At 67.6% G+C, this 14,692-nt stretch carries 14 protein-coding genes; 6 read left to right on the plus strand and 8 right to left on the minus strand.

Annotation, left to right across the window (positions count from 1 at the left end; genetic code table 11):
- Positions 1-125: 125 nt before the first annotated feature.
- A complete protein-coding gene (locus tag PG878_RS13510) occupies positions 126-929 on the minus strand; it encodes a hypothetical protein (RefSeq protein ID WP_209031733.1) in 804 nt (267 codons plus the stop codon).
- Between the two features lie 220 nt (positions 930-1,149).
- Positions 1,150-2,157, minus strand: a complete 1,008-nt coding sequence (locus tag PG878_RS13515; protein ID WP_209031732.1) for a LacI family DNA-binding transcriptional regulator — start codon at positions 2,155-2,157, stop codon at positions 1,150-1,152.
- A 95-nt stretch (positions 2,158-2,252) separates the two neighbouring features.
- On the opposite strand from PG878_RS13515, the gene PG878_RS13520 reads away from it, so the two are divergent.
- From PG878_RS13520 to PG878_RS13540, 5 genes are read left to right on the plus strand one after another with little or no spacing between them, the layout of a single operon-like run.
- Positions 2,253-3,305, plus strand: coding sequence for a sugar phosphate isomerase/epimerase family protein (locus tag PG878_RS13520; protein WP_209031731.1), 1,053 nt, complete (start codon positions 2,253-2,255; stop codon positions 3,303-3,305).
- A 27-nt stretch (positions 3,306-3,332) separates the two neighbouring features.
- Positions 3,333-4,550: a nucleoside permease gene (locus PG878_RS13525; RefSeq protein ID WP_209031730.1), complete on the plus strand. Its 1,218-nt coding sequence runs from the start codon at positions 3,333-3,335 to the stop codon at positions 4,548-4,550.
- A gap of 11 nt (positions 4,551-4,561) precedes the next feature.
- Positions 4,562-5,686, plus strand: coding sequence for a Gfo/Idh/MocA family protein (locus tag PG878_RS13530; RefSeq protein ID WP_209031729.1), 1,125 nt, complete (start codon positions 4,562-4,564; stop codon positions 5,684-5,686).
- A gap of 19 nt (positions 5,687-5,705) precedes the next feature.
- A complete protein-coding gene (locus tag PG878_RS13535; RefSeq protein ID WP_209031728.1) occupies positions 5,706-6,560 on the plus strand; it encodes a sugar phosphate isomerase/epimerase family protein in 855 nt (284 codons plus the stop codon).
- A gap of 36 nt (positions 6,561-6,596) precedes the next feature.
- Positions 6,597-6,875 (plus strand): c-type cytochrome, encoded by a 279-nt coding sequence (locus PG878_RS13540; RefSeq protein ID WP_209031727.1) that lies wholly within the window; start codon positions 6,597-6,599, stop codon positions 6,873-6,875.
- Between the two features lie 28 nt (positions 6,876-6,903).
- Here PG878_RS13540 and PG878_RS13545 read toward each other — a convergent pair whose 3' ends face one another.
- From PG878_RS13545 to PG878_RS13565, 5 genes are all read right to left on the minus strand, one after another.
- Complete coding sequence (locus PG878_RS13545; protein WP_209031726.1) at positions 6,904-7,647, minus strand: 3-keto-disaccharide hydrolase; 744 nt, start codon at positions 7,645-7,647, stop codon at positions 6,904-6,906.
- A 43-nt stretch (positions 7,648-7,690) separates the two neighbouring features.
- Entirely contained in the window at positions 7,691-8,263 is a 573-nt protein-coding gene (locus PG878_RS13550) for a gluconate 2-dehydrogenase subunit 3 family protein (protein ID WP_209031725.1), read from the minus strand.
- Complete coding sequence (locus PG878_RS13555) at positions 8,263-9,948, minus strand: GMC oxidoreductase (protein ID WP_209031724.1); 1,686 nt, start codon at positions 9,946-9,948, stop codon at positions 8,263-8,265. The genes PG878_RS13550 and PG878_RS13555 overlap by 1 nt, the downstream gene beginning before the upstream one ends.
- 30 nt (positions 9,949-9,978) lie before the next feature.
- Positions 9,979-10,875: a hydroxypyruvate isomerase family protein gene (locus tag PG878_RS13560; RefSeq protein WP_209031723.1), complete on the minus strand. Its 897-nt coding sequence runs from the start codon at positions 10,873-10,875 to the stop codon at positions 9,979-9,981.
- Positions 10,876-11,820: 945 nt separating this feature from the next.
- A complete protein-coding gene (locus tag PG878_RS13565) occupies positions 11,821-12,342 on the minus strand; it encodes a single-stranded DNA-binding protein (protein ID WP_209031722.1) in 522 nt (173 codons plus the stop codon).
- A 281-nt stretch (positions 12,343-12,623) separates the two neighbouring features.
- Between PG878_RS13565 and PG878_RS13570 the strand changes: the two genes are divergently transcribed.
- A complete protein-coding gene (locus tag PG878_RS13570) occupies positions 12,624-13,622 on the plus strand; it encodes a polyprenyl synthetase family protein (protein ID WP_209031721.1) in 999 nt (332 codons plus the stop codon).
- Positions 13,623-13,853: 231 nt separating this feature from the next.
- On the opposite strand, the gene PG878_RS13575 is transcribed toward PG878_RS13570, so the two are convergent.
- Positions 13,854-14,657 (minus strand): dienelactone hydrolase family protein, encoded by an 804-nt coding sequence (locus PG878_RS13575; RefSeq protein WP_209031720.1) that lies wholly within the window; start codon positions 14,655-14,657, stop codon positions 13,854-13,856.
- Positions 14,658-14,692 lie beyond the last annotated feature (35 nt).

Raw genomic sequence — 14,692 nt, forward strand, 5'->3', positions numbered from 1 at the left:
GGACTCGCTCCGGACCTCACTGACGTATGCACCTGCGATGCGTGCCGTGCAGGCACGCATCGCTAAGCGGATCACTTACGGCTTCGATGCCGCCGGCGCCGCCTGCGCACCACCCGGCGACTTGCTCAGGAACGCCAGCAGCCGACAGCTGCGCTGCCGCTAGCCTGCTCAACCTTCAGATAGGCTGTACGCCCGTCTTCCGAGAAGCCCAGCGGCTCCTCGAGCCGGTGGCTGAGGTTTTCGTCGTTTAGCAAGCGCCAATCGCCCTCCTGCGGCTCGCGATAGAAAAGCTTGTTGGCGTTGTCCGAATCGGCGCCCGCAGCGAAGCGAATCTTGCCTTGAACATCGCTGTAGAAGGTCGCACGCTTCACCTTCGGCGTGCTTACAAGGGGCCTCCGATGTCCGTTATATACATCCAGGATCTCGGCACGGGTGTACTGCTCATTGATTCCCGATGGCCATACAGTGATAGCAATGCTGCGATCGTCGCCTGGCAAGGCGCCGATTGGGTGAGCCGCGACCGCTTCCACTTTCTTCGGCTGGATGCGCGTACCCGCGCCGTTGCCGGTCCCCCGGTAGCCGACCAGCAACTGCGCCGAGCCGCCATCAGCGTTGATCGCGAACAATTCGCCGGTCGGTACCGCTTGATCCAGCGCGCCCAGTTTTTTGGTCATGGCGAACACTAGGCGCGTGTCGTTTACCCACTCGAAGTCGCCGACATGGCTGTTCTTCTCCATGGAAAAGCTGCCGACGAGTTTGTTATCGGCGCGCCGCATCACACTCAACGCGGTACGATCCGTCAAGGGCACGGTAGCCGCGTAATACTCGCCGGTCGGCGAAAGCTTCAACTCACCGACCTGCTCCTTCTTGAGAAACGGCGCCAGATCCACCTGCGCCCACGCATTCCCCGCTCCCAGCAGACACAACAACGCGACTGCGTGAGCCCCTCTTCATTCCTTGCTCCCCTGTTCCTGTTGGCGTGACGCGCGCGTGAAGTCTAATCCAGCACCGGAACCTGGGCACCGAACTCCGGCGGCTTCAGGGCCGAGAGCCAGAAGGGCCTGCCGCCCGGGACTGCCCACCCTTGATCTGCCACGGAGACGGCAGCGCCCACTGATCGAACCGATACCCCCAAATTCCTGCCGTCAGCTACCCCCTCGGCGCGCCGGTCGACCCTCGCACCATCAAGCTGAAATCCAGCGTCTGCTGCAGCGGCACGTCCCCCCGTTCGATGATGGCGAGCAGCAGGTTGACCGCGCGGACACCGATGTCGCGCATGGGCTGCCTGATCGTCGTCAATGGGGGGGTGAGATAACTGGACGACGCCAGGTCGTCGAAGCCGACGATGGACAGGTCGTCCGGCACGCGGATGCCCAGGTCCCGACAGGCCGCCAGCGCCCCCAGCGCCATCTGATCGCTGAAGCAGAAGATCGCGGTCGGCGCGGGCGCACCGCGCAGCAGCGCAAGCGCCGCCGCATGGCCGGATGCGACGGAGAAGTCGCCCGGCACGACGGTCAGGTTGCGCAGGCGGCGGTGCGCCTTGGCGCAGGCCCGGACCCCCTCCAGTCGTTGCTGATGCAGGGGATTGTCGGGCGGGCCGCCCACGACCGCGATCCGCGCGTGCCCCAGTCCATACAGGTGGTCCATGACGGCACCCGCGGCGGCTGCGTTGTCGATGTGGACGCTGGGAATGCCCAGCGCCGGGTCGAACTCGCAGCCGTTGACCACCGGCGCCGCGGCGCCCTGCTGCTTGACGATCTCGCGCGCTGTCGGCGGCAAGCGATGTCCCAACACGATCAGGCCGTCGGCCTCGTTGCGCCGGAGCATCTGCGCGTAGCGCTCCTCGCGATCGGGCTGGTGCTGGGTATCGCCCAGCAGCACGGCGTAGCCGACCGCCTGCGCGGCGTCCTCCGCGCCCTGGAGGATCTGCGCGAAGAAGGGATTGGCGATGTCCGGGACGGTGACCAGAAGCTTGCCGCTGCGCTGGGTCTTGAGCGTCCTGGCCACCGTGTTGGGGACATAGCCCAGCGCAGCGGCGGCCTGCTCGATGCGCGCGCGCGTGGCGGGCAGGACCTTTTCCGGCCGGGACAGCGCCCGCGACACCGTGCCCGCAGTGACGCCGACGTGCTTTGCGATGTCGTAGATGGTGGTCGCCATGAACTGAACTCTTGTTGCTGCTGTGCAGTGCACAACGGGTCTTGCGGGGGGCCCATGCTAGGATGATTCAATCGATTGCATGAGGGCGAATCACGTTGAAGACGCTCAAGGGTCCGGCGCTGTTCCTGGCACAGTTCATCGCCGACACACCTCCCTTCAATCGCTTGGACACGCTGGCCGAATGGGCCGCGGGCCTGGGCTATTCTGGCCTACAAGTCCCGACCAGCGCGCCCCACCTGTTCGATCTGGCCCAGGCCGCGCACAGCCAGGCGTACTGCGACGACCTCGCCGGCATGCTGGCCGGGCACGGTCTGCAGATCACCGAACTGTCCACCCACCTGCAGGGACAACTGGTCGCCGTGCACCCCGCCTACGACGGCCTGTTCGACGGATTCGCACCGCCGGACAAGCGCGGCGCCCCCGCCGCCCGCCAGGCCTGGGCGGTGGAGCAGCTGCAACTGGCCGCCAAGGCCAGCCAGCGCCTGGGGCTGACCGCGCATGCCACGTTTTCCGGCGCGCTGGCCTGGCCCTACTTCTATCCCTGGCCGCAACGCCCGCCCGGGCTGGTGGAAGAAGCCTTCGCCGAACTCGGCCGGCGCTGGCGTCCGATCCTGGATGCCTTCGACGCCTGCGGCGTGGACCTGTGCTTCGAGATCCACCCGGGCGAGGACCTGCACGACGGCGCGACCTTCGAGCGGTTCCTCGACGTGGTCGACCAGCACCCGCGCGCCAAGATCCTGTACGACCCCAGCCACCTGCTGCTGCAGCAGATGGACTACCTGGGGTTTATCGATCGCTACCATGCGCGCATCGGTATCTTCCACGTCAAGGACGCGGAGTACCGGGCCAGCGCGCGCAGCGGCGTCTACGGCGGTTACCAGGACTGGATCGATCGTCCGGGGCGGTTCCGCTCGCTCGGGGACGGCCAGGTCGACTTCAAGGCGATCTTCTCCAAGTTCGCGCAATACGATTTCCCGGGCTGGGCCGTGCTGGAGTGGGAGTGCTGCCTGAAGCATCCGGAAGACGGGGCGCGCGAGGGCGCTGCGTTCATCCGCGACCACATCATCCGCGTGACCGAACGCGCCTTCGACGACTTCGCCGGCAGCGGTGCCGATCCGGCAGCGCTGCGCCGCATGTTGGGGACCTGAGCCATTGCCGCCCTGGGAGGGGACGCCATGACGCACACCATGTCGCGCTTGGGCGCGATGATGTTTCTGCAGTTCTTCATCTGGGGCGCCTGGTTCGTGACCCTGGGGACCTACCTGGTACAGGGACCGCTGCACGCCAGCGCGAGCCAGGTGGCGACGGCGTTCCTCAGCCAGTCCATCGGCGCCATCGTCGCGCCGTTCCTGGTCGGCCTGATCGCCGACCGCTACTTCGCGGCGCAGCGCATCCTGGGGGTGCTGCACCTCGCCGGTGCGGTGCTCATGTGGCTGGCATCCACGGCGACGGACTTCAGCGTGTTCTTCGCCTGCGTGATGGGCTACATGCTGCTGTTCATGCCGACGCTGGCACTGGCCAACAGCGTGGCGATGCGGCACATGCAAGCGCCGGAAAAGCAGTTTCCGCCGGTGCGGGTCGCCGGCAGCGTCGGCTGGATCGTGGCCGGCGTACTGATCGGCTGGCTGGGCTGGGAACAGGCGCATCGGCTCGAGCTGACCTTCCGGATGGCGGCGATGGCGTCGCTGGCCCTGGGCCTGTATGCCTTCACCCTGCCGCACACGCCGCCGCTGGCGCGACAGCGCGACGCCGGGCTGGGGCAGATCCTGGGGCTGGATTCACTGCGACTGCTCAAGTCGCGCTCCTATCTGGTGTTCTTCCTGGCGTCCATCGCCATCTGCATCCCGCTGGCGTTCTACTACAACTTCACCAACCCCTACCTCAATGATCTGGGCGTGCGCGGCGCGGCCGGCCTGCAGTCGCTGGGCCAGGTGTCCGAAGTGCTGCTGATGCTGGCCATGCCGTTCCTGTTCGTGCGGCTGGGGGTCAAGACGATGCTGGCGGTGGGCATGGCGGCGTGGGTGCTGCGCTATGCGATGTTCGCCTTCGGCGATGCGGGCGGCGGCTTCTCCCTGCTGGTGATCGGCATCGTGCTGCACGGCATCTGCTACGACTTCTTCTTCGTCACCGGCCAGATCTATACCGATGCGCATGCCGGCCCCGCCGCGCGCAGCAGCGCGCAGGGCTTCATCACCCTGGCCACGTACGGCGTGGGCATGTTGATCGGCACCTTCCTGTCCGGCGCGGTGGTGGAGCACTACACCACCGCGGCGGGCCCGGATTGGCGCCAGATCTGGCTGTTCCCGGCCGGCGTGGCGCTGGTGGTGCTGGTCGCTTTCCTGCTGCTGTTCCGCGACCGGCCCGCCGTCGCGGCCGCGCCCTCCGCACCGTGAGGATCCCACCGATGCCCAAGCTTGGAATCGCCATCGTCGGCACCGGCATGATCGGGGCCGTGCACCGCCGCGCGGCACTGCTGGCCGGTGCCGCGGTCCGCGGCGTCGCCGCCTCGTCCCCGCAGCGCGCACGCGAGGTGGCGCAGGCATGGGATGTCCCGCATGCCTATCGCGATCTCGAAGAGGTGGTCGCCGATCCGCAGGTGCAGGTCGTGCACGTCTGCACGCCCAACCATCTGCACCGCGCCATGGCGCAGGCGGCGCTGGACGCCGGCAAGCACGTGATCTGCGAGAAGCCGCTGGCGACGACGCTGGAGGACGCGCGGGCGTTGGCGGCCCTGGCCCGCGCGACCGGGCTGGTCGCCACGGTGCCCTTCGTCTACCGCTACCACCCGGTGGTTCGCGAGGCGCGCGCCCGCATCGCCCAGGGCGAACTGGGGCCGCTGCGGCTGATCCACGGCAGCTACCTGCAGGACTGGCTGCTGGACCCGGCCAGCAACAACTGGCGCGTGGACCCGACGCTGGGCGGCACGTCGCGCGTGTTCGCCGACATCGGCTCGCACTGGTGCGACCTGGTGGAATGGGTGAGCGGCGAGCGCTTCGCCGAGGTCAGCGCGGCGTTCGCGACCGTGATCGCCGAGCGCGGCACCAACACCGGGCAGAGCTTCACCACGCCGGCCGCGGGCGGCGCGATGCAGGCGGTCGCGAGCGAAGACGTGGCCATGGCGCTGCTCAGAACCGGCGCGGGCACGCTGGCGTCGTTGACGGTCAGCCAGGTCTCGGCGGGACGCCGCAATCGCCTCTGGTTCGAGATCGATGGCGCCACAGCCAGCGTCGCGTTCGACCAGGAGGACGCCGAACGGCTGTGGATCGGCCGGCCGGACCAGCGCGAGGAGATCTTCGTGCGCGGGCCGGGTGCCGGCAGTGCCGAACAGCGCCGGCTGGCGACGCTGCCGGCCGGGCACGCGCAGGGCTACGGCGATTGCTTCGAGGCGTTCGTCGCCGACACCTACCGCGCGATCGCAGGCGAGCGGCCGGACGGCCTGCCCACCTTCGAGGACGGCGTGCGCTCGGCGCTGATCGTCGATCGCGTCATCGCATCGGCCAGGACACGCGGCTGGACATCCATCGACTGACTCCCGGGAGGACTTCTTGATGAACACACCGACACGCAGGACCACGACCCTCGCACTGCTGCTCCTGATTGCCCTGCCCGCCTTCGCACGCGACACCACAGGCCAGCAGGCGCCCATCGCGGTGCAGATGTACACGCTGCGCAACGCCGGCTCGCTCGACCAGCAGTTGAAGATCGTCCACGACGCGGGGGTGGGCGCGGTGGAAACGGTCGGCACGCAAAACGTGAGCGCGGTGGAACTCAAGCAGTTGCTGGACAAGTATGCGATCAAGGCGATCTCCTCGCACGTGCAGCTGGCCGACCTGCGCAAGGACCTGGACGGTGCGGTGGCCTTCAACCGCTCGATCGGCAACACCACGCTGGTGGTGCCTTACCTGGACCAGAAGGAGCGCCCCACCGATGCCGCGGGCTGGACCGCATTGGGCAAGGAACTGGGCCAGCTCGCGACGCGGGCGCGCGCCAAGGGCATGCGCCTGGCCTATCACAACCACGACTTCGAGCTGGTCGATTTCGATGGCAAGACCGGCCTGGAACTGCTGTTCGCCGCGGCCGGCCCCGATCTGCAGACCGAACTGGACCTGGCCTGGGTCGCGCGCGCGGGCTACGACCCGGCGGCGATGCTGGGCAAGTTCAAGGGCCGCATGTTCGCGGTCCACGCCAAGGACAACGCACCGAAAGGCCAGGCCGAAGACGAAGGCGGCTTCGCCGCGGTCGGCAAGGGCGTGCTGAACTGGAACGCGATCCTGCCTGCCGCGGCGGGCAGCGGCGTGCAGTGGTACATCATCGAGCACGACCAGCCGCGCGACCCGGCCACCGTCGTCAAGACCGGGGCGGCGTACCTGCGCGAACACCTGCCTGCCCCTATGCCGCGCTAGTCAGCGAAGGAGTCCGGCTTGAACAGGATCCTGACGATGACCGTGGTGCTGCTGGGGGCGACGCTTGCGAGCACGGCGTGGGCCAAGGGCGACCCGACGGCCGGCGCGCAGCTCTACGCGAACCACTGCACGGCCTGCCACGGCGCGACGCGCGCCGGCGTCCCGCCCACCTTCCCCGCGCTGACCGACGTGGGCGAGCGACTGCAGCCCGCGCAGATCATGGAGAAGATCCGCAACGGCGGCGGGTTGATGCCGCCGTTCTCGCAGCTGTCGCAGCAGGAAGTGGACGACCTCGCCAGCTTCCTGGCGCAGTAGGGCGACCGGCGCCGGCCGCGCGCCGGCGCTACAGTTCGCGCACCCAGATATTGCGGTAGCTGACCTTGGAATCGTGTTCCTGCAGCAGGATCGGCGCACAGGCATGCGGCGCATACGACGGCGCGCCGATGTATTCGGTCTTGCCCGACAGCACCGTGTCGTTCTGCACCAGCACGCCGTTGTGCAGGACGGTGATGCGGGCGGGCGACGTGAGTCCGCCGCCCTGCGAGAAGCGCGGCGCCTTCCAGATGATGTCGTACGCCTGCCACTGGCCCGGCGCACGCGAGGCGTTCACCAGCGGAATGGCCTGCTTGTAGATCGCACCGGCCTGGCCGTTGGCATAGGTCGGGTTGTCGTAGCTGTCCAGCACCTGCAACTCATAGCGCTCCTGCAGGAAGATGCCGCTGTTCCCGCGCTGCTGGCCGTCGAATCCGCGCGTCGCGGTGGGCGTGCGCCACTCCACGTGCAACTGGATGTCGCAGAAGCTCTGCTTGGTGCGGATGCCCTTGCTGCCCGGCACCACGGTCATCGCGCCGTCGGCGACGCTCCAGGGCACGCGTCCGCCCTGCTCCGACTCCCAGGCCGACAGATCCCTGCCATCGAACAGCACGATCGCGTCGGAAGGCGCGCGGCCCGCGGGTGTGGCCACCATTGCGGGCACCGGCTTCCATACTTCGGTCCTGGTCGGATCGCGTGCGGGGTCGGCGTCGGCCTGCGCGAAGACAGGCGCCGCGGCCAGCAGGCAGGCCGCCATCAACAGGGATCTGGTCATCGTGTTTCCAGGGAAGGAAGGCATGGCGAAGCGTGGCGGTCCATCAGCTGGTTGCCCAGGCAGGCGTGCCAGGGACATAGGTGATGTCCTCGTAGCGGCCTGGCACGGCAACGTAGCGCAGCACCTCGGTCGCACCGATCTCGGAAGTGAAGAAGCCGAAGATGGTCAGCTGCTTGAGCATCGTGAAGGGATGCGGCATCGCGTCCGCCGCTTCGGCGGTGCCGGTGTCGGTCACGTCGACGGCATGTGTCCTGGCCTCCGCATCCAGCGCGCGCAGCAACTCGGTGCGCGCCTGCGGCGAGAGCGCGACGAAGCGACCGCCGGCACGTTTGTCGATCTCGGCCAGGCCGGCGCGGAACGTCGCCTGCTGCCGGGCGGTGTAGCAGTCGGCGACGAATTTCGCCATGAACGCGCCCGCGGCGGCGTCCTTCGCCCCGGGCGTCCTGGTCCGCGGCAGGATGGTCTCGGCGATCTCGTCCAGGGTGTCGATGTCGGCGGCGGAGAATAGCGCCTTCGCTCCCGCAGCCGGCGCCTGGGCATGGACGAGCGCGGGCAGGCCGACCATGGCCGCGCCCGTGGCGGCGAAGATCATTTTCAGCAGTTCGCGACGTTCCATCACAGGTTCCCCGCTTTCAGTTCGCGCACCGCATGATCGGCGGCACGTGCGGTCAGCGCCATGTAGGTCAGCGACGGATTCACGCAGGCGCTGGAGGTCATGCAGGCGCCGTCGGTCACGTAGACGTTCGGCGCGTCCCACACCTGGTTGTACTGGTTCAATACGGAGTTCTTGCGGTCCCGGCCCATGCGCGCGGTGCCCATCTCGTGGATGCCCTTGCCCGGCGCGTAGTCGGAATCGTGCATCTTCACGTCCTTGACGCCGGCCGCCTCCAGCATCTCGGCGGCATCGGCGGCCATGTCCTTGCGCATGGCCTTTTCGTTCTCGCGCATGGCCACGTCCATCGCCAGCACCGGCAGCCCCCATTTGTCCTTGCGCTGCGGGTCCAGGCGGATCGCGTTGTCGTGGTGCGGCAGCATCTCGCCGAAGCCGGTCATGCCGATGCGCCAGTCGCCCGGCAGGGTCAGCGCCTCCTTCAGGTCGGCGCCGATGTTCAGTTCGGCGATCTCGCGCGACCAGCCGGTGCGGCTGGCGCCGCCCTGGTAGCCGAAGCCGCGCAGGTAGCCGCGCCGGTCCGCGGCGATGTTGCGGAACCGCGGGATATAGAACCCGCAGGGGCGACGGCCGAAGTAGTACTTGTCCTCGTAGCCTTCGACCCGGCCGGAGGCACCGGCGCCGAAATGATGGTCCATCACGTTATGCCCGAGCTCGCCGGACGACGACCCCAGGCCGCCGTCCCAGACATCGGTGGCCGAATTCATCAGCAGCCAGGTCGAGTTGAAGGAGGACGCGTTGAGAAAGACGACCTTGGCCGTGTACTGGTAGGTCTGCCCGCTTTCGGCGTCGATGATCTCCACGCCGCGCGCACGCTTGCGGTCCTTGTCGTAGAGCACTTCCTTGACGATCGAGAACGGCCGCAGGGTCAGGTTGCCCGTCTTCATCGCTGCCGGCAGCGTGGCCGACTGGGTCGAGAAATAGGCGCCGAAGGGACATCCCAGGATGCACTTGTTGCGGTACTGGCAGTTGACCCGGCCCTGCTCGACCTTGGGCTGGGTGATGTTGGCGGTGCGCGAGTGGATCAGGTGCCGGGTGCCGCCGAAGGCCTTCTTGATCCGCGCGGCGACGTCCTTCTCGACGATGTTCAGCGGGATCGGCGGCAGGAACTGGCCGTCCGGCAACACGTCCAGCCCCTCGCGCGTGCCGGCGATGCCGGCGAACTTCTCCACGTGGTCGTACCAGGGCGCGATGTCGGCGTAGCGGATCGGCCAATCGGTGGCGATGCCATCCTTGAGGTTCGCCTCGAAATCCAGGTCCGACAGGCGATAGCTCTGCCGCCCCCACATCAGCGAGCGGCCGCCGACGTGATAGCCGCGGAACCAGTCGAACCGCTTGATCTCGGTGTAGGGCGATTCCTTCTCGTCGGCCCACATCCCCTGCAGGTTCTCGACCAGGCCGTAGTCGCGCATCAGCACCGGGTGATCGGCCTTCATCGCCTGTGTGGGGCGGTTGCGGTGGGGGAAATCCCACGCCTCCTTCATCGCGTTGACGTAGTCCTTGACGTGCTCGATGTTGCGTCCGCGTTCCAGCATCAGGACCTTGAGCCCCTTCTCGGTCAGCTCCTTCGCCGCCCAACCGCCACTGATTCCCGAGCCAACGACGATGGCGTCGTAATGATTGTCTGCCATGGGTTCTACTTCACCTGGGTGGATAGCGTTTCAGACGTCGCAGAGGCGGATCGCCTCGCGCAGCGAGCCGACGGGATCCGGCGCCGCAGGAACGAATTCCTGCGCCAGATAACCATCGAAACCGGTGTCGCGGATCGCGCGACAGATGGCGGGATAGTGGAGCTCCTGAGCGTCCCCGATCTCGTGCCGGCCCGGAACGCCGGCGGTGTGGTAATGCTTGAAGCACGCGTGATGCTTGCCGATGGTGGCGATGACGTCGCCCTCCATGATCTGCATGTGGTAGATGTCGTAGAGCAGGCCGAAATGGTCCGAGCCGATCCGCCGGCACAACTCGACGCCCCAGGCCGAGTGGTCGCACAGGTAGTCGGGGTGATCGACCTTGGAGTTCAGCAGTTCCATCACCAGCACGACATCGCGCTTCTCGGCATGGCCGAGGATGCGCTTGAGCCCGGCTTCGGCGTGGGCCATGCCTTCCTGCGGATCCATGCCATTCCGGTTGCCGGAAAAACAGATGAGGTTGCGATAGCCGGCATCGGCCACCAGATCGATGTGCCGCGTGTAGCGCTCGACCAGTGCATCATGGAACTGGCTGCCGGCGAAGCCCTTGTCCAGGCCGAGTTCCGCGCCATTGCACATGGCGCTGTGCACGCCATGCGCCTTCAGCGTGGGCCAATCCGCCGGCCCCACCAGATCGATGGCGGCAAACCCGATGCCCTTCACCACCTGGCACAGCTGGGCGGTCGACAGCTGCGGAAACGTCCAGCGGGCGACGGACTGCTTCAGGTTGCCCTTCAGCGGCGTGGCCGCAGCGCGTGCCGAAAACATGCCCGCCGCACCAAGGCCAAGGCTCCCGGCGACCGCCATGCGCAGCGCGTCTCGCCGCGTGAACCCCGAGGCCGGCGCCGGTCCGATCGAATGGATAGACATCCACCTTCCGGCCTCCCAACCGGTGTCAAACGCTGCTGAATCGCCGCGATTCAATCGATTGAACCATACGGGAGGAAATGAGTTTTTTGCAAGACGCGGTGCACGAAAACCCATGCTGCAGGGCACAACGTCCGTCTTGCGGATCACTGCATGCGGGGGTGGCATGTTCGGGAGGTGCATGACGGTAGACACGTCGATGCACAGCGAAAGCAGACTTGCAGCAGCGTGAGCACACCCATGCACGGGAGCATGGCGAGAAGCCGGTGAAACCGTGGCTCGCCTTGCGCTAGCGCACTGGACTGCCTGCAAGGCGGCTGGGATGGCGGGTTCGGAGGGAAGCTTCAGCGCATCCCAGCCACGCTGCCACGCGCATTCATGCGACGCGGATATTTGTGGTGAGGCGAGCGCAGCCAATGCGCTTTTTCGTAGAAGCGGCTTTCAGCCGCGACAGGCTCACAGGAAAGCCGTCGCGGCTGAAAGCCGCTCCTACGGCACTTGATCCGTTCCGGTCGCGCCGGCCTGTCGTGAGCGACAGCATGGACTCGCTCGAAGAGCCACGCTACGGCGTTGCGCAGGCGGCCGCGCGAAACCACGCCTGAAGATCAATCTGATTTCGCGAAGGCGAAAAGAGCGGAGCATTCGCGCGTGCAGGCTCACTTCGTCCCCCATTCTCCAAGCTTGGAGAAAGACGATGTTCCATGCCCCCAATCGATCGATCGCGCCTGGTCTCGTGTCGTCGTTGGACACAACAAAAGCGCGCCGAAGATTGGCCTCGCCTCTCAGTCGATCGATCGCCTCGCATGCGTGGCCGCGCCATCGCCCATCCTCTCCAGGCAGAAGATCGATGCCGAGCCAGCAGCAAAGAACACACCGCGTGCAAAACAAAAAGCCCCAGCAAGCACGGCGGCTGACTGGGGCTGATCGACATCAGGCAATGACTGAAAATCAGAACGGAATATCGTCGTCCGCGAAGTCGTCCATCGGCGCCGACTGCTGCGGGGCCGGCTGCTGCCGGCGCGGCGCGTAATCCTGCCCGCCACCACCGCCACCGCCCATGCCGGAACGCTCCTGGCGCGGCGGTGCCGAGCGCTGCGGACGATCGCCGCCGCCCATGCCGCCGCCACCGCCCTCGCCGCGGCCGCCAAGCATCTGCATCTCGTCGGCGACGATGTCGGTGGAGTACTTCTCCACGCCGTCCTGACCGGTGTACTTGTCGTAGCGGATCGAGCCTTCGACGTAGACCGAGCTGCCCTTGCGCAGGTACTCGCCGGCGATTTCGCCCAGCTTTCCGAAGAAAACGACGCGATGCCACTCGGTGCGTTCCTGCTGGTTGCCGTCGCGGTCCTTGCGCACGCTGGTGGTGGCCAGGCTGATGCGGGTGATGGCCATGCCGGCCTGGGTGTACTTGGTGTCGGGATCGTTGCCGAGGTTGCCGACGAGGATGACTTTGTTGATGCCGCGGGCCATGAGCTGCTTCCGTCTGGGGTCTCCGCGGGCCGGGGGCGCGCAGAGCGGTAAAGAAGATTTCGGGAAGCAATCCTAACATCGCCGGGCTTGGCCGGCCTGCGCCAGGCGCCCGCCGGTGCCCCGGAAAACGCCGCATCGGCCTGTCGGAATCCTGCCTGCACGCACCCCGCCGGGCGTTGCAAAGCCAGCTGGGGCAAGCGTTCAGGCACTGGCGGCGCCCCGCCGTGGGACGGATGTGGCCGCGCAGCCTATACTTTGCGCACGTTTCCAGTCCTGTCCGCATGAGCATCGCCGAATCCCCCAGCTCCGCCCTGGGCCTGCCCCAGATCCAGATGCTCGCCGCGCCGGACATGGCCGAGGTGGACGCCCTGATCCGCCGCCGCCTGGCCTCGGACGTCGTGCTGATCAACCAGATCGCCGACCACATCGTCTCCGCCGGCGGCAAGCGCCTGCGGCCGATGCTGGTGGTGCTGGCCGGCCGCGCCTGCGGCGCCGGTGGGCCGATGCAGCACCAGTTGGCGGCCATCATCGAATTCATCCACACCTCGACCCTGCTGCACGACGACGTGGTCGACGAGTCGGACCTGCGCCGCGGCCGCAGCACCGCCAACGCGCTGTGGGGCAATGCGCCCAGCGTGCTGGTCGGCGACTTCCTGTACTCGCGCAGCTTCCAGCTGATGGTGGAGCTGGACAGCATGGCGGTGATGCGCCTGCTCGCCGACACCACCAACCGCATCGCCGAGGGCGAGGTGCTGCAGCTGCTGCACGTGCACAACCCGGACACCGACGAGGCCGCCTACCTGCGCGTGATCGAACGCAAGACCGCGGTGCTGTTCGCCGCCGGCACCCGGCTTGGCGCGCTGGCCTCCGGCGCCAGCGAGGCGGTGCAGGAGCGCCTCTACGACTACGGCATGCAACTGGGCTATGCGTTCCAGATCGCCGACGACGTGCTCGACTACACCGCCGACGCCGCCGACCTGGGCAAGAACCTGGGCGACGACCTGGCCGAGGGCAAGGCCACGCTGCCGCTGATCCACGCCATGGCGCATGCCGACGACGCCACCCGCGCGCGCCTGCGCCAGATCGTCGAACAGGGCGACGCCAGCGCGATGCCGGAGGTGCTGGCCGCGATCGAGGCCAGCGGCGGCATCGACTACAGCCGCCGCCGCGCGGCCGACTATGCCGCCGCCGCCGAACGCGCCCTGGACGGCCTGCCCGAGAACGAGGCCGTGGCCGCCCTGCGTGGGCTGGCGCGTTACGCGGTGTCGCGGAAGCATTGATCCGGCGCGCTGGGCGCGCCGGAGGGATTGGGGAATCGGGATTGGGGATTCGTTAAAAGCGGCTTGTCTGAGATCCGACGCACTGCTGGCTCACAGACCAAGTCAACGGCGCACACGCCTTAGGTCTGATGACGCAGGGAAATTGGCAAAGCGCGATGTACCGCTCTTGCCAATCCCCAATCCCGCCGAGCGCGCAGCGCAAGGCACCTCCCGAATCCCGGAGGCAACTCCCTACTCCCGCCCGAACCGCTCCTCGAAGAAGTCCTCGAGCATCCGGTAGGCGCGCTTGGCGGCGCGCGGGTTGTACTGGCAGCCCGGCGGGCTGTTGGCGTCGGCTTCGGCGAAGCAGTGCACGGCGCCGCTGAAGTTGACGAACTGCCAGTCGGCGCCAGCGCCGTTCATCTCCTGCTCGAAGGCGACGATGTCGTCGCGGCTCACGCTCTTGTCGTCGGCACCGTTGAGCACCAGCACCGGCGCCTTGGCGCTGCCCGCGGCAGCCGGCGCCGCCGTGGCCAGGCCGCCATGCAGGCTGACCACACCGGCCAGTGGCGTACCGGCACGGACCAGCTCCAGCACCGTGGTGCCGCCGAAGCAGAAGCCCACCGCGCCGATCCGGGCCGGGTCCAGCGGCGCCTTGCCGGCCTGCGCCTTCAGCGCCGCCACCGCCGCCAACGCCCGCGCGCGCAGCGTCGCCGGGTCCTTCTTCAGCGCGCCGGCGAACTGCCCGGCCTCGGTATCGTTGGCCGGTCGCTTGCCCTTGCCGTAGACGTCGGCCACCAGCACCACGTAGTCGTCGCCGGCCAGGCGCTTGGCCTTCTCCACCGCGGAGTCGTTGACGCCGCGCCAGTTCGGCACCATCACCAAGCCCGGGCGCTTGTCGTGGTCGGCATCGTCGTAGACCAGCACGCCGCTGAAACTGTCCTTGCCGACCTGCCATTCCACCGGCTTGGCCTGCATCGCCGCCCAGGCCTGCAGCGGCAGCGCCAAGGCCAGCCCGAGCAACCCGGTCCACCGCATCATCGAACGTGTGCGCATCGCCCTTCTCCCGTGGGAACTAGCGCCGGAGTGTA

This window comes from Xanthomonas hawaiiensis, assembly GCF_031834635.1.
Classification (GTDB): domain Bacteria; phylum Pseudomonadota; class Gammaproteobacteria; order Xanthomonadales; family Xanthomonadaceae; genus Xanthomonas_A; species Xanthomonas_A sacchari.